15 protein-coding genes and 1 riboswitch are annotated in these 18628 nt (G+C 62.6%); of the genes, 10 read left to right on the top strand and 5 right to left on the bottom strand.

Going from position 1 to position 18628, the window contains the following annotated elements; all coding sequences use genetic code 11:
- Nucleotides 1–44: 44 nt before the first annotated feature.
- Nucleotides 45–285, bottom strand: a riboswitch (cobalamin riboswitch).
- Between the two features lie 619 nt (nt 286–904).
- A complete protein-coding gene (locus G486_RS21260; RefSeq protein ID WP_211233740.1) occupies nt 905–1660 on the top strand; it encodes an acyl-CoA desaturase in 756 nt (251 codons plus the stop codon).
- A gap of 81 nt (nt 1661–1741) precedes the next feature.
- Here G486_RS21260 and G486_RS0101035 read toward each other — a convergent pair whose 3' ends face one another.
- Nucleotides 1742–2533, bottom strand: a complete 792-nt coding sequence (locus tag G486_RS0101035) for an alpha/beta fold hydrolase (protein WP_027013853.1) — start codon at nt 2531–2533, stop codon at nt 1742–1744.
- Nucleotides 2534–2658: 125 nt separating this feature from the next.
- On the bottom strand, nt 2659–3849 hold the full coding sequence (locus G486_RS0101030; RefSeq protein WP_027013852.1) for an isochorismate synthase: 1191 nt from the start codon (nt 3847–3849) through the stop codon (nt 2659–2661).
- A gap of 364 nt (nt 3850–4213) precedes the next feature.
- Between G486_RS0101030 and G486_RS0101025 the strand changes: the two genes are divergently transcribed.
- The 3 genes from G486_RS0101025 to G486_RS0101015 all read left to right on the top strand — a co-directional run bounded on the left by G486_RS0101025 (nt 4214) and on the right by G486_RS0101015 (nt 9768).
- The gene (locus G486_RS0101025) at nt 4214–5197 is read left to right on the top strand and encodes a Bug family tripartite tricarboxylate transporter substrate binding protein (RefSeq protein WP_027013851.1); all 984 of its coding nucleotides are present in this window, start codon (nt 4214–4216) and stop codon (nt 5195–5197) included.
- A gap of 121 nt (nt 5198–5318) precedes the next feature.
- Nucleotides 5319–7169 (top strand): acyl-CoA dehydrogenase, encoded by a 1851-nt coding sequence (locus G486_RS0101020; protein WP_027013850.1) that lies wholly within the window; start codon nt 5319–5321, stop codon nt 7167–7169.
- A gap of 115 nt (nt 7170–7284) precedes the next feature.
- Nucleotides 7285–9768 (top strand): YgiQ family radical SAM protein, encoded by a 2484-nt coding sequence (locus G486_RS0101015; protein ID WP_027013849.1) that lies wholly within the window; start codon nt 7285–7287, stop codon nt 9766–9768.
- An 18-nt stretch (nt 9769–9786) separates the two neighbouring features.
- On the opposite strand, the gene G486_RS21255 is transcribed toward G486_RS0101015, so the two are convergent.
- The 3 genes from G486_RS21255 to G486_RS0101000 form a co-directional block, all read right to left on the bottom strand.
- Nucleotides 9787–10512 (bottom strand): cold shock and DUF1294 domain-containing protein, encoded by a 726-nt coding sequence (locus G486_RS21255; protein WP_034386221.1) that lies wholly within the window; start codon nt 10510–10512, stop codon nt 9787–9789.
- A gap of 2 nt (nt 10513–10514) precedes the next feature.
- Complete coding sequence (locus tag G486_RS0101005; RefSeq protein ID WP_027013848.1) at nt 10515–11408, bottom strand: CoA transferase; 894 nt, start codon at nt 11406–11408, stop codon at nt 10515–10517.
- Between the two features lie 295 nt (nt 11409–11703).
- Complete coding sequence (locus G486_RS0101000) at nt 11704–12900, bottom strand: amino acid aminotransferase (RefSeq protein WP_027013847.1); 1197 nt, start codon at nt 12898–12900, stop codon at nt 11704–11706.
- Between the two features lie 116 nt (nt 12901–13016).
- Between G486_RS0101000 and uvrB the strand changes: the two genes are divergently transcribed.
- The 6 genes from uvrB to hscB all read left to right on the top strand — a co-directional run bounded on the left by uvrB (nt 13017) and on the right by hscB (nt 18607).
- Nucleotides 13017–15074, top strand: a complete 2058-nt coding sequence (uvrB, locus tag G486_RS0100995; protein WP_027013846.1) for an excinuclease ABC subunit UvrB — start codon at nt 13017–13019, stop codon at nt 15072–15074.
- Between the two features lie 235 nt (nt 15075–15309).
- The gene (gene iscR, locus G486_RS0100990) at nt 15310–15846 is read left to right on the top strand and encodes a Fe-S cluster assembly transcriptional regulator IscR (RefSeq protein ID WP_027013845.1); all 537 of its coding nucleotides are present in this window, start codon (nt 15310–15312) and stop codon (nt 15844–15846) included.
- Between the two features lie 124 nt (nt 15847–15970).
- A complete protein-coding gene (locus tag G486_RS0100985) occupies nt 15971–17191 on the top strand; it encodes an IscS subfamily cysteine desulfurase (protein ID WP_027013844.1) in 1221 nt (406 codons plus the stop codon).
- A 50-nt stretch (nt 17192–17241) separates the two neighbouring features.
- Nucleotides 17242–17640, top strand: a complete 399-nt coding sequence (gene iscU / locus G486_RS0100980) for a Fe-S cluster assembly scaffold IscU (protein ID WP_027013843.1) — start codon at nt 17242–17244, stop codon at nt 17638–17640.
- 1 nt (nt 17641) lies between these two features.
- A complete protein-coding gene (gene iscA, locus G486_RS0100975; RefSeq protein ID WP_027013842.1) occupies nt 17642–17965 on the top strand; it encodes an iron-sulfur cluster assembly protein IscA in 324 nt (107 codons plus the stop codon).
- Between the two features lie 123 nt (nt 17966–18088).
- Nucleotides 18089–18607, top strand: coding sequence for a Fe-S protein assembly co-chaperone HscB (gene hscB, locus G486_RS0100970; RefSeq protein WP_027013841.1), 519 nt, complete (start codon nt 18089–18091; stop codon nt 18605–18607).
- The last annotated feature ends 21 nt before the right edge of the window (nt 18608–18628 follow it).

Below are 18628 nucleotides of genomic sequence, written 5' to 3'. Positions count from 1 at the left end.
CACGCGCTGCGCAGCCCCGCCAGACCCAGCCTTCCCGCTGAACCTTCGTGGAGTGTTCGCAGGCCGGTATCCGGGCTTACAGATTTCCGGCGCCGTGCGCCAGAGGCTTGACACACCTTCCCGCTTGCGCAGTGGTTGCTCCGGCCCCGGGCCGAAAGCGCGTGTCTTGCATGTCTGTTGACCGTTGCGGGAGCAGCACAGGCTTTGTGAGGTCGTCACGTACCTGTTTCCCGTTTAACTGCTGATCCATATCAATCAGCCAGCACCTGAGGACGCGCGATTGTAACTACTTGTGCATGCTTTGCCGGCGCCCGAGCCAGAACATATCGAGTGCTGAGCTCAAAGGTTTGTGAGGCCCGGGCGGCCGCTGCGCCTGTGGCCACATAAATGGCTGGTTGCTCCTTATTCGATAGCTTGTGGCGCTTGTTGGTCAAGCGCTTGAGGCTGATTTTGCTCGAAGGTTAAAGACCGTGAGCCGGGGCGATGAAGCATGGTGTAGCGCATGTTCTATTGCTAAGCTGCGCCGCAGTCGTAGTTCCTGCCCTTTGAGTTGCGGTCGCAGGCGGGCTCATATGCCGGCTTCCAGTGAAAGCCCTGGCCAGGCCTCTTGCTGCGATCAACCGATTTCATGGATTTTGCGTGTGGCATGCACTCAGCCGGCCCGTGCGTTGTCGTATCCAGGGAGCGCCATGCAGACGAAGACGGAACTGGCCCGCATTCGGGCGGTGAATTCAAAGACGAATCCGGTCAAGGGGCGGGTTCATTGGTCGCCTGTGAAGTCACTGTGGTTGCTGGCTCACTTCGCAGTGGCAAGCGTTGGGGGCGTGCTGACAGTCTCCGTTGATGTGGTCGCAGTGTTTCTGGTTACAACGGCCCTTACGCTTTGCCTCGGACACTCCCTGGAATGCATAGGAAGCTCATTCACAACAGCTATGCATGTCCTAAATGGCTTGAGTATTTCTTGATTCACCTGGGGGTCTTGGTTGGCATGGCTGGCCCCTTGGGAATGGTGCGAACGCACGACCTGCGAGACTGGGCGCAGCGTCAACCGGACTGCCACTCTTACCTGCGCCATGGGCGGGGGCTGTGGGTTGACGGCTGGTGGCAGTTGCACTGTGAGCTGCGCTTGGAGCATCCGCCCGTGTTTCGCCTGGAGCCCGGCTTGCTCCATGATCGGGTGCTGCTTTTCATGGAGCGGACATGGATGCTTCAGCAACTTCCCCTGGCCGTCGTGCTTGCGGCCTTGGGCGGGTGGCCATGGGTGATATGGGGTATTTCGGTGCGTGTGCTCGTCTCTGTGGTTGGGCATTGGCTGATTGGCTATTTCGCACACAACCGGGGCGCCATGGAGCATGAGGTCGTCGCTGCGGTGGTCCAGGGGCGGAATGTGAAGTGGATGTCCTACATCACCATGGGCGAGTCCTGGCACAACAACCATCATGCGTTTCCAGGCTCGGCGATCCTGGGCATCTATGACGATCAGCCTGATCCGGGGTGGTGGGTGCTGAACGCCTTGCACCGTCTTGGGTTGGCCTGGGACATTGTCTTGCCGGGCGATCTTTCGCCACGAAAAAACCTGCGGCCGCTGACATCGCGGGCCAGTTTGGGCACTGGTGGGAAAAGACCTGGCAACTGCCCTGTTCCGAGATCGCGAAGATGAGGTCGTACTTGCCTGGTCGAGTAGCGCTTGCAGGGCGCAGCGCGGCCCTGCAAGCGATCGCAGGTCGTTGCAGGCAGATCGTCAATCCGGCAGTTGCGCAAGAAACTGCCGCAGGGCAGCGTTCACGGGCTCCGGGTGCGTGAGGTTGGCCGCATGGCCTGCGCCGGGTATGGTCACCATCTGCGCCTGGGGCAGTGTTCGGGCCATGGCCTGGGCGCGGGGCAGGTCTATGGCCTGGTCCTGGTCGCCATGAAGGACCAGGGCGGGAACCTTGATGCCTGCGATGTCGGCGCTGATGTCGTCGCGCGTGCCGAGTGTGGTGAAGCAGGCCAGCAGGTCGCCCGGCTGCATGCTCTTCCATTTGGCGCGCCATGCGGCAGCGCCTTCCCATCCCTGGCCGAGGATGATGTGCTCAATGGTGTGCGCTCGCTCGTCGCTGAGGCCGCTCTCCATCCATTCCTGCACGATGAGCTGATGGCCGGCCATCTGGGCCGGATCTTCGGGCAGGGCCTGCGTGTCGATCAGCACCAGCGCGCGCACGGCCTGTGGGTGGCGCAGTGCGGCGCGCAGCGATAGATAGCCGCCCTGGGACATGCCGGCAAACACGGCCCGCTGCACGCCCAGGTGGGCGAGCAGTGCCACCACATCGTCGGCCGAGTCGTAGTAGCTGAAGGGCGCGCAATGGCCTGTGGCCGTCTTTCCATGGCCGCGCTCGTCCCAGGTGATGCAGCGCCAGTGGCTGCGCAGCGCCTGCACCTGGGGCGCGAACATGCTGCCGTCCATGAGCAGGCCGTGGGAGAAAACGATGACCGGGCCGTCGCCGCCCGTGTCTTCGTAGTGCAGAGCTTGTCCGTTCACATGTGCCACTGGCATGGTGCTGTCTCCTGTTATCTGTGCAATGGAGTGCACATGCTCGATCCCATGCGTGGGGTGCTGCAGTCGCATGGGGGACATGAAGGCGGCGTGGCAGGGGGCAGCCCCGCAACGTGTTCAGGCTTTCAGGCAATGGCCCGCATAAAGGTTTCCATCTTGGTTGCGGTTTCGCGGATTTCGCTGTCCGGATCCGACCCTGCCACCGTGCCCGCGCCCGCATAAAGGCGCAGGCGGCGATCGCCGTCGTATTTGGCGCAGCGCAGCGTCAGCGCCCATTCGCCGTCGCCGTTCTCGCGCTGCCAGCCCACGAGGCCGGCGAAGTATTCGCGATCGAAGGGCTCCAGCTCCTGGATATGGCCAAAGGCCGTGGCCGTGGGAAAGCCGCAGATGGCCGGCGTGGGGTGCAGGGCGCAGGACAGCTCCAGCGCCGACATCTCGAGGTGCCTGATGCGTCCCGTGATGAAGGTCGACAGATGCCACAGCGCATCGGTGCCGATCACGCTCGGGCCGTCGGGCACTTCGAGATCCTCGCAATGCTCGCGCAGTATGCGCACGATGTCGCTGACCACATAGCTGTGCTCGCGCAGGTCTTTTTCCGAGACCTGCAGGCCTTCGCGCCGGGCCTGATCGATGGCGGGATCGGCATGGCGCGGAATGGAGCCGGCCAGAGGGTTGATGAAGACGCGGTCGCCTTCGCGTCGCACCAGCAGCTCGGGGCTGGCGCCCAGCATGATGGCTGGCGGGCTTGGGTCATCCTCGCCGGACCAGGCGGGTATGGCAAAGGTATAGCCGTGGCGGTTGCGGCGCAGCAGGTCCTGCAGCACGGTGGCGTAGTCGATGGGGGCGTCGAGCTCCACATCCATGGCGCGCGAGAGCACGATCTTGCTGACACCGCCTTCGGCATACAGGTCCAGGGCCTTGCGCACCATGTCGCCATAGACCTCGGGGGCTGGCACGGGCTGGCGGGCCTGCACGGCAGGGCGGTGGGTGGATGCGCTCTGGGCCTGGTTTTCGGGGATGGCCGCCTGGACCAGCCGTGCGGGAATGGTCAGGCTTGCGGGCCGGCGTGTGTCGAACGGGATGAGGCCGAACATCACGGCGTCTTCCTGGCCCTGGCTGCGTGCCTTGGCAAACATGCGCTGCACGCTGGCGGCGCTCACAGCTTCGTGCATGCGCACGGCGCCGGCTGTTCCGTAGGAGCGCTGCTGCAGGCTGGGCGAGGCAAAGAAGATCTCGCCATTGCTCATGCCTTCCACCATCCACTCATTGCCGCCTGCTGCGCTGGCGCTGTTGGCCGCGCTTTGCTGGTCACTCATCTGCATTGTCATCCCGACGTTCACTTTTCTTTCTGTGGCCTGGGCAAACAAGGGGGCGGGACTGGCCTCGCAGGGCTGTCCGGCCTCGGCCGCATTTGCTCCAGTCGTTCTTTCCTGTGCGGGCTGCACCCTGCAGTCCGCCACGGCCCGGTGATGGCCTGTCTTTCGCCAGGCTCCGGGCCGGGCGCAAAAGTAACAGAAATCAGGCACTGCCGCTGCCTGCATGCCCATTCGCGGGCTTGTCAGGGGTGCTCTCAATCCCGGAATGACGCAGGAATATTGCGAATCCATGCTCTGAAGGGGGTTTGCACGCAGGCTAGAATCGAAATTTACATATCGTGACCAGAGTGTTGGGAGACTTTTGATGAAGAAGATAGCGCGGCTGGCCTTGGCAGCGGTTGTTTCTGCAGCGTTGATGCCGCTGTCGTTTGCTGCACCGGGTGCGGCCTGGCCTGCCAAGCAGCCCATCACCTTGCTGGTGCCGTCCGGCGCGGGGTCGAGTCCGGACACCATGGCGCGCGTGATCGCCGAGGAGGCCGGCCGGCTGCTGCAGCAGACCATCGTGGTGCAGAACCGCCCGGGTGCCAGCGGCAACCTGGGCACGAACCTGGTGGCCAAGGCGGCAGCCGATGGCTATACCTTTGGCGTGTCGTTCACGGGGCCGCTGGTGAACAACCACGTGATCGCCAAGAACCTGCCCTACAACCCCTTCGAAGACCTGACGCCGCTGACCCTGGCCGTGCACCAGTACAACGTGCTGGTGGTGCCGGCCTCGTCGCCCATCAAGTCGCTGGCCGATCTGGTGGCCGCCGCCAAGCGGCCGGATGCCAAGCTCAATTACCCGACCACGGGTGCGGGCACGGTGTCCCACCTGGCCGTGGAGCTGCTGCTGGACCGCGTGGGCGGCAAGGCCTTGCATGTGCCTTATCAGTCCTCGCCGGCGGCCGTGACCTCGCTGGTCAGCGGCGATACCAATTTCGCGGCCCTGCCGCCGGTGGCCGTCATGCCCATGATCCAGGATGGCAGGCTGCGCCCGATCGCGGCGGTCTCGGCCAAGCGCCTGAGTTTTCTGCCCGATCTGCCGACGGCGGCCGAGCTCGGCTACCCCGGCGTCGAGGGTTCGGGCTGGATCGGCTTCATCGCCCCGGTCGGCCTGCCTGCCGACGTTCAGGCCCGGCTGCATGCGGCGCTGGTGCAGGCGCTCAAATCCCCGCAGGTGGATCAGCGTCTCAAGACCATGTACATGGAGGCCGCGCCGCAAAGCTCCAAGGCCTTTGCCCAGTACATGCAGGAAGAGCTGCAGCGCTGGGCGCCGCTGATCAAGCGCCTGGATCTGGTGGAGAAATAAGCGCCGGTCCGCGCCCGGTCGCGAGCCGGCAGGTGCGCGGCAGGACAGGCCCTGGCGCAAGCCCGGGGCCTGGTCACAAACCGGACAAGTGTCAGGCCCGTGGCCGCCCATAATTTGCGGCATGACCACCTTGCGCTCCACCCTCGAATTCCTGCTCTACGACTGGCTGCAAGCCGATGCGCTGACCACGCGCGAGCGCTTTGCCGACCACTCGCGCGAAACCTTTGATGCCGTGCTCGATACCAGCGAGCGCATTGCACGCGAGAAATACGCGCCCTTCAACCGGCTGGTGGATATCGAGGAGCCGCGCACGCAGATAGCGCCCGATGGCTCGCTGCGCGTGATCCTGCCCCAGGCCACGCATGAGGCGCGCGATGCCTATGCGCAATCGGGTCTGCTGTCGGCCGCCCAGGATTACGACATCGGCGGCATGCAGCTGCCCTATACGCTGGAGGCCGCAGCCAACAGCTTTTTTGCCGCAGCCTCGATCAGCATAGGCTCGAACATGCTCACCTCGGGCAATGCCAACGCCATCATGGCCCATGGCTCGCCGATGCAAAAACAGGTGTTCGCAGCCAACGAGTTCAACGGCCGCTGGGCCGGCACCATGTGCCTGTCCGAGCCCCAGGCCGGCTCCAGCCTCAGCGACATCGCCACGCGTGCCGAGCCCGATGGTGAGGGATTTGACGGCGATGCGCTGGGGCCGCGCTACCGGCTCAAGGGCAACAAGATGTGGATCAGCGCGGGCGAGCACGACCTCACGGAGAACATCGTCCACCTGGTGCTGGCCAAGATTCCCGGGCCCGATGGCAAGACCGTGGCCGGAGTCAGGGGCATCTCGCTGTTCATCGTGCCCAAGCAACTCGTGGACGAGCAGGGTCAGCTGACCGGCGAGCGCAATGACGTGGCCCTGGCGGGCCTCAATCACAAGCTCGGCTGGCGTGGCACCACGAACACCTTGCTCAATTTTGGCGAAGGCAAGTTCCCCGTGCGCGGCGGCTCCGGCGCGATCGGCTATCTCGTGGGCAAGCCTGGCGAAGGCCTCAAGTGCATGTTCCACATGATGAACGAGGCCCGCATCAGCATCGGCATGGCCGCGACCATGCTGGGTCTGGCCGGTTATTACGCCAGCCTCGAATATGCGCAAAACAGGCCCCAGGGCAGGGCTGTGGGCGTGGGTGGCAAGGATGCGAGCAAGCCCCAGGCGCTGATCATCGAGCATGCGGACATCAAGCGCATGCTGCTGGCGCAGAAGTCCTATGGCGAGGGCGCGCTGGCGCTGAACCTGTTCTGCGCGCGTCTGGTGGACGAGCAGTACACGGCCGAGCCCGAGGCCGCTGCGCGCGCCAAGCTGCTGCTGGAAGTGCTCACGCCGATTGCCAAGAGCTGGCCCAGCGAGTTCTGCCTGGAAGCAAATTCGCTGGCGATCCAGATCCACGGCGGCTATGGCTATACGCGCGACTTCGCGGTGGAGCAGTACTGGCGCGACAACCGCCTGAACATGATCCATGAGGGCACGCACGGCATACAGGCCATGGACCTGCTGGGCCGCAAGGTGCTCATGGAGGACGGGCGTGGCCTGCAACTGCTGGCCGAGCGCATCAATGCCACGATCCAGAAGGCCATTGCCCAGCCGCAGCTGGCCGGCTATGCAAACCAGCTGGCCGCGGCCCTGCAGGAAATAGGCGCGGCCACCAAGGCAGCCTGGGCCACGGGCAATCCGCAGGAGGCTCTGGCCAATGCCGTGCCCTACATGCAGGCCTTTGGCCATACGGTGCTGGCCTGGACCTGGCTGGATCTGGCCCTGACCGTGCTTGCCAGCGACCCGGAGGCAGCAGCACCTGCGCACCAGGGGCGCATGGCGGCCATGCGCTACTTCTTCCACTACGAGCTGCCCAAGATCGGTGCCTGGCTCAACGTGGTCAGGCAGCGCGACATGACCTGCGCGGATTTGCCGGCCGAGGCGTTCTGAGAGCGTAGGCACGTCTTGAATCCAAAGTCCCCAGGCCTGCAACGAGTGCAGGCCGGGCGTACACTAGCCGGCCACTGATGCCCAGGCCCACCATGATGCGGCCGCCCAGCCCGCCATGAATGCCCCGATCGATGTTTCCTTCTTTGACCGTGCGGCCAAGCCGCTGACCAGCTACAGGCCCTACTGGGCCAAGCGCTTTGGCGTGGCGCCGTTCCTGCCCATGAGCCGGGCCGAGATGGAGCAGCTGGGCTGGGACAGTTGCGACATCATCCTGGTCACAGGCGATGCCTATGTGGACCACCCGAGCTTCGGCATGGCCGTGATCGGCCGTGTGCTCGAAGCTCAGGGCTTTCGCGTGGGCATCATCGCCCAGCCCGACTGGCACAGCGCCGAGGCTTTCAAGGCCCTGGGCCGGCCGAACCTGTTCTGGGGCGTGACTGCGGGCAACATGGACTCCATGATCAACCGCTATACGGCCGATCGCAAGATTCGCACCGATGACGCCTATACGCCCGGCGACGTGGGCGGCAAGCGCCCCGACCGCGCGGCCATCGTCTACAGCCAGCGCTGCCGCGAGGCCTACAAGGATGTGCCCATCGTGCTCGGCGGCATCGAGGGCAGCCTGCGCCGCATTGCGCATTACGACTACTGGAGCGACAAGGTGCGCCGCTCCATCGTGGTGGACAGCAAGTGCGACATCCTGCTCTACGGCAATGCAGAGCGCGCGCTGATCGAGGTTGCCCACCGCATCGCCGCACGCGAGGCCGTCGAGGACATCACCGATGTGCGCGGCACGGCATTCTTTCGCCGTCATTCGGACGAGGGCTGGTTCGAGATCGATTCGACCTCGGTGGACGAGCCCGGCCTGGTCGAGCCCCAGATCAATCCCTATATGACGACCAGCGAGCAGGCCCAGGCTCAGGGCCAGAGCTGCTCCAAGGAAGATGCTGCGGATTCAGGAGCTGCAAGCGCAATGCAGGCGGGCGCTACAGCCCAAAAAGAGCAGAAAATCGAATTCATGCCTAACCTGTCGCTGCGCGCCAAGAGCAAGCTGCCGCCGCGCGACAAGAGCGTGATCCGCCTGCCCAGCTACGAGCAGGTCAAGAGCGACCCCGTGCTCTACGCGCATGCGAACCGCGTGCTCCACCTGGAGACCAATCCCGGCAATGCACGCGCCCTGGTCCAGGCCCATGGCGAGGGCGCAACTGCGCGCGACGTGTGGATGAACCCGCCGCCGATTCCGCTGACCACGGCCGAGATGGACTGGGTGTTCGGCCTGCCCTATGCGCGCAACCCCCATCCCAGCTACGCCGATGCCAGTGGCAGCCATGACGGCGAGACCAAGATTCCGGCCTGGGAGATGATCCGCACCTCGGTGAACATCATGCGCGGCTGCTTTGGCGGCTGCACCTTTTGCTCCATCACCGAGCACGAGGGACGCATCATCCAGAGCCGCTCCGAAGACTCCATCATCCAGGAGGTCGAGGACATCCGCGACAAGGTCCAGGGCTTCACGGGCACGATCTCCGACCTGGGCGGGCCCACGGCCAACATGTATCGCCTGGGCTGCAAGAGCCCCGAGGTCGAGGCTGCCTGCCGCAAGCCCAGCTGCGTGTTCCCCGGCATCTGCCCGAACCTGCATACCGACCACGGACCACTGATCAAGATCTACCGCCGCGCGCGTGCGCTGAAGGGCATCAAGAAGATTCTGATCGGCTCGGGCCTGCGCTACGACCTGGCCGTGAAGTCGCCAGAGTACGTGAAGGAGCTGGTCCAGCACCATGTGGGCGGCTACCTCAAGATCGCACCCGAGCATACCGAGGCCGGGCCGCTGAACAAGATGATGAAGCCCGGTATTGGCAGCTATGACCGCTTCAAGCAGATGTTCGAGCAGTTCAGCGAAGAGGCCGGCAAGAAGCAGTTCCTGATTCCCTACTTCATCGCCGCCCACCCGGGCACCAGCGATGAGGACATGATGAATCTGGCGGTCTGGCTCAAGAAGCACGGCTTTCGCGCCGACCAGGTACAGACCTTCTACCCCAGCCCCATGGCCACGGCCACGGCCATGTACCACAGCGGCCGCAACACCCTCACCAAGGTGCGCCGCAAGATGCGCGATGAGGCCGAGGAGCGCGTGGACATCGTGCGCGGCGAAAAGCGCCGCCGCCTGCACAAGGCCTTTTTGCGCTACCACGACCCGAACAACTGGCCGCTGCTGCGCGAGGCGCTCAAGTCCATGGGGCGTGCCGATCTGATCGGCAATGGCAAGCACCATTTGATACCCACCTTCCAGCCTCTGGTGGACGGGGGCTACCAGAGCGCGCGCAAGAAGAACAGCACCTCCTCCTCGGGCAGCTCCGGTCCCGGCTATGCGATCAACAAGGACGGCAAGGCCGTGGCCCTGCGCCGCCGTCCCCAGGAGCTGCAGGAGCCCAAGGGTGATGTGCGCTTTCGCAATGCCCAGCCTCAGCCCGGCCGCATTCTGACCCAGCACACGGGCCTGCCGCCGCGCGCGGGTGTGACGGGCAAGCCTGGAAAGAAGCCGGGCAAGCCCGGTGGCCCTGGTGCTGCAGGCGGCAAGCCCCAGGGACGCCGGTAAAGCGCTTGCAGCCTGCGCTCAGGCGAAGTGGATCAGGTCCGGACGCAGCACCGCCAGCCCCAGGCCTGCGCAGTTGAGCAGCACCGTGGCCCAGTAGGTCACGCGAAACGCGTGCTTGCTGGACTTGTGGCGCAGCCACTGCTGGGCCCACCAGGCGGCGGGCCAGCCACCGGCCAGGGACAGCAGGTGCAGATGTTTTTCGCTGATGCGCCAGGCGCCACGCTGTGCGGCGCTCTTGTCCAGGGCATAGGCCGCAAAGCTCAGCAGGTTCAGTCCCAGGGCAGCGGCCCAGATCCAGCCGGGCAGGCTGTGTGCCAAGACGCCCCAGACCAGAAAAACCAGCCAGACCAGCATCAGGGCATAGGCCAGTGCGGCACCGGCCGGGGCAGGGTGGTGGTTGCGGGCGCGGGCGGCTTCACCTTGTCGTGGTGAGGGGGCTTCCCGTCTGGCGGGCGAGTGGTTGTGGTTCGTTCTGCGCCCGGCCTGCGGGCCGGCCTTTGTGCGGGGGGGCGCAGAAGCTGCGGCGGACGCTGGCGTGGAACTGTGCAGCGGGCGCACGGCCATGGCGCGCGGGCCTTTGCCGCCCACATGTATTTCCTCGTATGCGACAGTCATGCCCGGCGATGGCGGGTGTGTGCCCTGGTAGTCGCGGATGTGAAAGAAGACATTGCTGTTGTCCTGGCTCTGAATGAAGCCGAAGCCCTTGTCCGCGTTCCAGCGCAGCACCTTGCCTTGGGTGTGCATACTCAGTTGCCACTCAGGGTGTGCAGCGGAATATCGCGGGCCAGCGCCAGGTCCTGCAGTTGGGCCCGGTTCTGGCCGCCGATGAAGGCGGCAATCGCCTGATGCGTGGCTGTCGAGCGTGGGTCGGCATCGGAGGCTAGGCCTGCGGCCTCGCTGAGCCTGGTCATGAAGTGCGGCTCCAGCGCGGCCACGGCCACGCGTCCGTCGGCGCAGGCATAGACACGGTAGCCTGCATGGGCGCCGCCCACATCGCCTGTGGGCCGGGTCAGCCCCCACTGCAGGGGCTGGGCCAGCCAGGCCGCGCCATCGGCAAGCGCAATCTCAAGGCATTGCCCCCGGCCGCTTGCCGCACGCAGCAACTGCGCCTGGAGCACGGCTTCGCTGGCCATGAGTGCGCCGGCCATGTCGGCATAGAGGCTGGGCGGCAGGTCCGTGCCCTGGATCAGGCCGGCCTCGGCCTGATAGGTGAGATCGTGTCCGGGCAGCTCGGCCTGCTCGCCCGCTGCGCCAACGATGCGCACCAGGGACAGCTGTGGATGGCGGCCATGCAGGCCTGGCCAGTCGAGCCCGAGCTTGGCCAGGGCCGAGGGGCGAAACGAGGTCAGCAGTACATCGGTCTGCGCAAGCTCCTGCTCCAGCAGCTCGCGGCCCGCTTGGGCCTTCAGATCGGCCTGCAGCAGGCGCACATCCTGGTGCATGACGGCATAGCTTGCGGGGCTGTAGATGGCCATGGGGTCGGCGCTGTCATGGCCTGAGCGTGGCGGAGGTTCGAGCTTCACGCACTGCGCGCCCATGGCGGCGCAGCGCATGAGGGCCGCTGGCCCGGGCAGGTTGAGTGCGAGGCTGAGTACGCGGGTGCCGTGCAAGGCGAGGGGAGTGACGCTGGACTGAGGCATGGAGCTGGGCAAGGTGGTAAATCAGGATGCCAGGCCCGTCGCAGGCCCGGAATGCTTGAGTATCCCTGCTCCAGAGGCAGGAACTTTGTCGCCCTGGCGCGCATGCTATGAAAACGAAAGCTGCTACCGCTTACCCCATCTCAAAATATGATGGTTTTAGCAAGAATTTGAGGCGGGATGTGCGCATGCAGCTATGAAAATGCCGTCAGCGCATGGCGCGCGGACGGCATCGAGGGACTTGCCGGTCCAGGCTCTCTCGCCTGGGTCCGGCCTGTGGAAGGCTTAGAACACGTTCTTAGATGACCTTGGCTATGGCCTGGCAGACGTAGTCGATGTTCTTGCTGTTGAGCGCGGCCACGCACATGCGGCCCGTGTCCGTGCCGTAGATGCCGAACTCGCTGCGCAGGCGCACCATCTGCTCCTTGGACAGGCCCGAGTAGCTGAACATGCCGATCTGGGTGGTGATGAAGCCCATGTCCTGCTGGACGCCGGCAGCCTTGAGGCCGTCGACCAGCTTCTGGCGCATGGCCTTGATGCGCACGCGCATCTCGCCCAGCTCCTTCTCCCACAGCGCACGCAGCTCGGGGTTGCCCAGTACGGCAGCGACCACGGCGCCGCCATGGATGGGCGGGTTGGAGTAGTTGGTGCGGATCGCGATCTTGAGCTGGGAGAGCACGCGGGCGGCCTCTTCCTGGTCATTGGCGACCACGGACAGCGCACCCACGCGCTCGCCGTAGAGGCTGAAGCTCTTGGAGAACGAGGTCGACACAAAGATGTTCAGGCCGGCGGCCACGAATTTGCCGATCACGGCGCCATCTTCGGCGATGCCGTGGCCAAAGCCCTGGTAGGCCATGTCGAGAAAGGCCACCAGCCCCTTGGCCTTGACGGCGGCAATGACCTGATCCCACTGTGCGGGCGTGATGTCATAGCCCGTGGGGTTGTGGCAGCAGGCGTGCAGCACGACGACGGTGCCGGGCGCGGCCGCATTCAGGTCGGCCAGCATGCCCTCGAAGTTGACCTTGCGGTTGGCTGCGTCGTAGTAGGTATAGGTGCCGACTTCAAAGCCTGCATTGGTGAAGATGGCGCGGTGGTTTTCCCAGCTGGGGTCGGAGATCAGGATTTTGGCGCCGGGGTTGAGTTTCTTGAGAAAGTCCGCACCGATCTTGAGGCCGCCCGTGCCGCCGATGGCCTGCACCGTGGCCACGCGGCCGCTCTTGACCACATCGGAGTCGGCGCCGAAGACCAGGCCCTTGACGGCGCTGTCATAGGCGGCAATGCCATCTATGGGCAGATAGCCGCGTGCCGTCGGCTTGTCCATCATGGCCTTCTCCGCTGCCTGGACGCAGGCGAGCAGGGGGAGTTTGCCGTTGTCGTCGAAATAAACACCTACACCCAGGTTGACCTTGCTGGGATTGCTGTCGGCAGCAAATTGTTCGTTCAAACCCAGGATGGGATCGCGGGGAGCCATTTCGACGGCGGTAAACAGAGACATGAAACGTCCTTGATGGATGGAATTTAAGCGGGAGCACCCTCAGTTGTTGCGTTAGTCTTGAGAGTTGCCGCGGCATTCTACCCCTGAGCAGGGTCATGCGTTAAAAACATAGGTCTATGCAAGAAATAAATGTGAATGCGCCCCAGGGCGAGTTCGTGCACTTCCCCGATTCGCCATTCGAGCTGTTTCAGCCCTACCCGCCTGCAGGGGACCAGCCTGCAGCCATTGATGCTCTTGTGGAGGGAGTGAACGATGGGGAGGCGTTTCAGACCCTGCTGGGCGTCACGGGCTCGGGCAAGACCTTCACCATGGCCAATGTGATTGCGCGCCTGGGCCGGCCGGCCATCGTGTTCGCGCCCAACAAGACGCTGGCTGCCCAGCTCTACAGCGAGTTTCGCGAGTTCTTCCCGAAGAATGCCGTCGAATACTTCGTGAGCTATTACGACTACTACCAGCCCGAGGCCTATGTGCCGCAGCGTGACCTGTTCATCGAAAAGGACAGCGCCATCAACGAGCACATAGAGCAGATGCGTCTGTCGTGCACCAAGAGCCTGATGGAGCGGCGTGACGTGGTCATCGTCGCCACGGTCTCCGCGATCTACGGCATCGGCGAGCCCGAGAGCTATCACCGCATGATCATGACGCTGCGCACGGGCGACCGCATCAACCAGCGCGATGTCATTGCCCAGCTCATACGCATGCAGTACCAGCGCAACGACCAGGACTTCAGCCGTGGCAAGTTCCGCGTGCGCGGCGACACCATTGACGTGTTCCCGGCCGAGCACTCGGAGCTCGCGATCCGCATCGAATTGTTCGACGACGAGGTCGAGAGTCTGCAACTGTTCGATCCGCTCACGGGCCGTGTGCGCCAGAGCATTCCGCGCTTCACGGTCTACCCCAGCAGCCACTATGTGACGCCGCGCGACAAGGTGCTGGCAGCCGTGGAGACCATCAAGCTCGAACTCGGCGAGCGTCTCAAGCAGCTCGTGGCCGACGGCAAGCTGGTCGAAGCCCAGCGCCTGGAGCAGCGCACACGCTTCGATCTGGAAATGCTCAGCGAAGTCGGGCACTGCAAGGGCATTGAGAACTACACGCGCCATCTGTCGGGATCGGCACCGGGGGAGCCACCCAGCACGCTGACCGACTATCTGCCCGGAGACTCCATCATGTTTCTTGACGAGAGTCATCAGATGATCGGCCAGCTCAACGCCATGTACAGCGGTGACCGTTCGCGCAAGACCACGCTGGTCGAGTATGGGTTTCGCCTGCCCTCGGCGCTCGACAACCGGCCGCTCAAGTTCGAGGAGTTCGAGCAGCGCATGCGTCAGGTGGTATTTGTCTCGGCCACACCCGCCGACTATGAGAAGCAGCATGCAGGCCAGGTCGTGGAGCAGGTCGTGCGGCCCACAGGCCTGGTCGATCCCGAGATCGAAGTGCGGCCGGCCATCCACCAGGTGGACGACGTATTGCAGGAAATACGGCTGCGCGTGGAGCTGCAAGAGCGCGTGCTCATCACCACGCTGACCAAGCGCATGGCCGAGCAGCTGACCGAATACCTGGCCGACAACGGCGTCAAGGTGCGCTATCTGCACTCCGATGTGGACACCGTGGAGCGCGTGGAAATCATCCGCGATCTGCGCCTTGGTGCCTTCGACGTGCTCGTGGGGATTAATTTGTTGCGTGAAGGGCTGGACATCCCCGAGGTGTCGCTGGTAGCCATTCTCGATGCGGACAAGGAGGGTTTTTTGCGTGCCGAGCGCAGCCTGATCCAGACCATAGGCCGGGCGGCGCGCAACCTGCATGGCAAGGCGATCTTGTATGCGGACCGCATTACAGACTCCATGCGCAAGGCCATGGATGAGACCGAAAGGCGCAGGGCCAAACAAGTTCGTTTCAATCAGGAAAACGGAATTGAGCCAAAGCAAATTGTCAAGAGGGTGAAAGACCTGATTGATGGCGTCTATAGCGAAAAAAGTGGTCAAGAAGCCAAGCGTATCGAAGCCCAGGCGCTGGAGCGCGCACGTGTCGAAGACCTTTCGGAAAAGGATGTGGCCAAAGAGATCAAGCGCCTGGAAAAGCAGATGCTGGAACACGCTCGCAGTCTGGAGTTCGAGCAGGCGGCGCGCGTGCGGGACCAGTTGGCCTTGCTCAGGCAGCAGTTGTTCGGCGCATGAAACTAAAGAAGGATTGCGTGGCCGCTGCAGGCGAGTGAAGGGCGAAAACAGTAGTTACCCGACCAAATTGATGGGGAATGTGTTATACTTGCTCGGAACACTCAACAAAAAAACCTCGATGAAGAAGGGCTCTGAACCTGAGAAGGGCGGAGTAAGGGCGGAGACTGTGCCCGGCTAGGCCGCAAGCCTGAACGGGTGTTTCTGTAACGTACAAGCCTGACTGAAGGAGCTCGTAATGCGTCTCACCACGAAAGGCCGCTTTGCGGTCACCGCCATGATCGACCTGGCACTGCGCCAGAACAATGGCCCCGTCACGCTGGCAGCCATCAGCCAGCGGCAACAAATTTCCCTGTCATATCTTGAGCAGCTGTTCGGCAAGCTGCGTCGCCATGAACTGGTTGAGTCCACGCGTGGACCTGGTGGCGGCTATACCCTTGCTCGCAAGGCTGCTGATATTACCGTAGCCGACATCATCGTCTCGGTAGATGAACCCATTGACGCCACCCAGTGTGGTGGCAAGGAAAACTGCCTCGGTGAGGCCGGCCGCTGTATGACCCACGAGCTGTGGTCTGCGCTCAATCAACGCATGGTCGAGTTTCTTGACTCCGTGACGTTGCAGAAGCTGGTCGATGAGCAACTTGCCAAGGGTATACAGATTGAAGACAAGCCTGTGGTTCGCCGTGCGATTTCCACAGCGCCCGTGGTCAAGCCCATACGCGTGAATGCACCGAACTCGGTGTTTGCGTTGGGCAACGCGTTTGCCAAGTCGTAATTGCCGTGATCGCGGCAGAGCCTGCTGTGCTCTGTCCAGGTGTATGGAGTGACTGAGCCTCAGGGCGCAGCGCTGCTGATCGCCCAAGATGTTTTGCAAGCCATAAAACCGAGATAAGCCAGTCATGGACATGACCCCACACTTCCCCATTTATCTAGACTACGGCGCAACCACCCCTGTCGACCCACGTGTCGTGGATGCCATGATCCCCTGGTTGCGCGAGCACTTTGGCAATGCGGCCTCACGCAGCCATGCCTGGGGCTGGGAGGCCGAAGAAGCTATTGAGAATGCACGCAAGCAGGTGGCCGATCTGATCGGCGCGGATTCGCGTGAAATCGTCTGGACCAGCGGTGCGACCGAGTCCATCAACCTAGCCATCAAGGGTGCAGCTCACTTCTATCAAGGCAAGGGCAAGCACCTGATCACGCTCAAGACCGAGCACAAGGCTGTGCTGGACACCATGCGTGAGCTGGAGCGTCAAGGCTTTGAGGTCACCTATATGGATGTCAAGGAAGACGGCTTGCTGGACCTTGATGCATTCAAGGCTGCTCTGCGTTCGGACACGATCTTGGTGAGCGTGCTGTTCGTGAACAACGAGATCGGCGTGATTCAGGATATTCCTGCCATTGGTGCCATTTGCCGCGAAAAGGGCATCTTGTTCCATGTGGATGCAGCTCAGGCTACAGGCCGTGTCGAGATCGATATGGAGAGCATGCCTGTTGACTTGATGAGCATGACGGCACACAAGACCTACGGCCCCAAAGGGGTCGGTGCCTTGTACGTGCGCAGAAAGCCGCGTGTCCGTCTGGAAGCACAGATGCATGGCGGTGGTCATGAGCGTGGCATGCGTTCCGGCACGTTGCCTACGCACCAGATCGTTGGTATGGGTGAGGCTTTTCGCATTGCCAAAGAAGACATGGGCAAGGATCTGGCGCATGCCAAGCACCTGCAGCAGCGCTTGCTGGACGGCCTCAAGGACATTGAACAGGTGTTTGTGAACGGCAGCCTGGAGCGTCGCGTGCCTCAGAACCTGAACATGAGCTTCAACTTCGTTGAGGGCGAGTCTCTGATCATGGGCATCAAGGGGCTAGCGGTTTCTTCGGGATCGGCGTGTACTTCGGCCAGCCTGGAGCCCAGCTATGTGCTGCGAGCTCTGGGGCGCAGCGACGAGTTGGCTCACAGCAGTCTGCGCATGACCATAGGTCGTTTCACGACAGAGGAAGAGATTGACTACGCGATCAGCACCATACGTGTGAATGTGGCCAAGCTACGTGAGCTCAGTCCCCTGTGGGAGATGTATCAGGACGGGATAGATCTGAGCACCATCCAATGGGCCGCGCATTAAAGACTGCGCATTGAAGTTCGCACGAATCGAGAATTGAAGAGGTAGACACCATGGCTTATTCTGACAAAGTGGTTGACCACTACGAGAACCCCCGCAACGTAGGCTCCTTCGACAAGAATGACGCGTTCGTTGGTACGGGCATGGTCGGCGCGCCAGCCTGTGGCGACGTGATGAAGCTTCAAATCAAGGTCAATCCAGAAACTGGAGTGATCGAGGATGCGCGTTTCAAGACTTACGGCTGTGGTTCGGCCATCGCTTCATCTTCTTTGGTGACCGAATGGGTCAAGGGCAAGACACTGGATGAAGCTGCTGCACTTAAGAATAGTGAAATCGCTGAGGAACTGGCACTGCCTCCGGTGAAGGTGCATTGTTCCATCTTGGCTGAAGATGCCATCAAGGCTGCTGTCAATGACTATCGCGCCAAGCGCGAACCCGGCGCGGCTGCCTGATATGTCTATTTCCCTGACCGAAGCTGCTGCCCGCCATGTGAGTCGTTACCTCACGCGTCGTGGTCATGGCATAGGCGTGCGTTTGGGGGTTAAGACCACAGGTTGTTCGGGCCTGGCTTACAAGCTTGAATATGTGGATGAGCTTGCGCCCGAGGATGTGGTGTTCGAAGACCGTGGCGTGAAGGTCATGGTCGACCCCAAGAGTCTTGCTTATATAGATGGCACGCAACTGGACTTTGTGCGTGAGGGCTTGAATGAAGGCTTCAAGTTTCTGAATCCTAACGAGCGCGATCGCTGCGGCTGCGGCGAGAGCTTTCGCATCTGACAACTGGCGTTGTACCGTGAGGCTCAGGCTTGGCGCGTGAAAGCGCTTTGCGGGGCTTGCGCGGGTTATGACTTTCTTTTGAGAAAACCGCCAGCGCTTCGGTGCTGGCGGTTTTTTGTTCCTATGAACTTGCAAGCTGACGATTTCGAATTGTTTGGGCTACCGCGCCAATTCACCCAGGAGCGCAATGTCCTGGATGCGCGCTGGAAGCAGTTGCAGCGTGAGGCCCATCCCGACCGCTTTGCCTCCCAGGGCGCTGCGGCACAGCGTGTTGCCATGCAATGGTCAGTGCGTATCAATGAGGCCTATCAACGGCTTAAAAATCCGCTCAAACGCGCAGCCTATTTGTGTGAGCTTATGGGGGCTCCCGTCCAGGCTGAAGACAACACCGCCATGCCTGCAGCCTTTTTGATGCAGCAGATGCAATGGCGTGAAGCGCTGGAGGAAGTTGTTGAAGAGCGCGATCTGGACAAGATCGAAGCTGAGGTCGGACAGGAGCAAAAGCGCTTGCTGACTGAATGTGCTCATTTACTGGATGAGACTCAGAATGCAACGGCTGCCGTGCAGAACGTGAGAGCCCTCATGTTTGTTGAGCGCTTTGTCCAGGACCTAGAGCGGCAGCGCGACCAACTGGGACAATAAGCCAAACCCTGGTACATCTTT

Source organism: Comamonas composti DSM 21721 (genome assembly GCF_000429845.1).
Taxonomy (GTDB): Bacteria; Pseudomonadota; Gammaproteobacteria; order Burkholderiales; family Burkholderiaceae_C; genus Comamonas; species Comamonas composti.
This window is presented reverse-complemented; position numbering and strand designations above follow the sequence as displayed.

What these genes read in the sequence shown, in the direction of transcription:
- G486_RS21260 (WP_211233740.1), top strand. Translation starts at nt 905, where the DNA reads ATGCATAGGAAGCTCATTCACAACAGCTATGCATGTCCTAAATGGCTT.
- G486_RS0101035 (WP_027013853.1), bottom strand. Translation starts at nt 2,533, where the DNA reads ATGCCAGTGGCACATGTGAACGGACAAGCTCTGCACTACGAAGACACG.
- G486_RS0101030 (WP_027013852.1), bottom strand. Translation starts at nt 3,849, where the DNA reads ATGAGTGACCAGCAAAGCGCGGCCAACAGCGCCAGCGCAGCAGGCGGC.
- G486_RS0101025 (WP_027013851.1), top strand. Translation starts at nt 4,214, where the DNA reads ATGAAGAAGATAGCGCGGCTGGCCTTGGCAGCGGTTGTTTCTGCAGCG.
- G486_RS0101020 (WP_027013850.1), top strand. Translation starts at nt 5,319, where the DNA reads ATGACCACCTTGCGCTCCACCCTCGAATTCCTGCTCTACGACTGGCTG.
- G486_RS0101015 (WP_027013849.1), top strand. Translation starts at nt 7,285, where the DNA reads ATGAATGCCCCGATCGATGTTTCCTTCTTTGACCGTGCGGCCAAGCCG.
- G486_RS21255 (WP_034386221.1), bottom strand. Translation starts at nt 10,512, where the DNA reads ATGCACACCCAAGGCAAGGTGCTGCGCTGGAACGCGGACAAGGGCTTC.
- G486_RS0101005 (WP_027013848.1), bottom strand. Translation starts at nt 11,408, where the DNA reads ATGCCTCAGTCCAGCGTCACTCCCCTCGCCTTGCACGGCACCCGCGTA.
- G486_RS0101000 (WP_027013847.1), bottom strand. Translation starts at nt 12,900, where the DNA reads ATGTCTCTGTTTACCGCCGTCGAAATGGCTCCCCGCGATCCCATCCTG.
- uvrB (WP_027013846.1), top strand. Translation starts at nt 13,017, where the DNA reads ATGCAAGAAATAAATGTGAATGCGCCCCAGGGCGAGTTCGTGCACTTC.
- iscR (WP_027013845.1), top strand. Translation starts at nt 15,310, where the DNA reads ATGCGTCTCACCACGAAAGGCCGCTTTGCGGTCACCGCCATGATCGAC.
- G486_RS0100985 (WP_027013844.1), top strand. Translation starts at nt 15,971, where the DNA reads ATGGACATGACCCCACACTTCCCCATTTATCTAGACTACGGCGCAACC.
- iscU (WP_027013843.1), top strand. Translation starts at nt 17,242, where the DNA reads ATGGCTTATTCTGACAAAGTGGTTGACCACTACGAGAACCCCCGCAAC.
- iscA (WP_027013842.1), top strand. Translation starts at nt 17,642, where the DNA reads ATGTCTATTTCCCTGACCGAAGCTGCTGCCCGCCATGTGAGTCGTTAC.
- hscB (WP_027013841.1), top strand. Translation starts at nt 18,089, where the DNA reads ATGAACTTGCAAGCTGACGATTTCGAATTGTTTGGGCTACCGCGCCAA.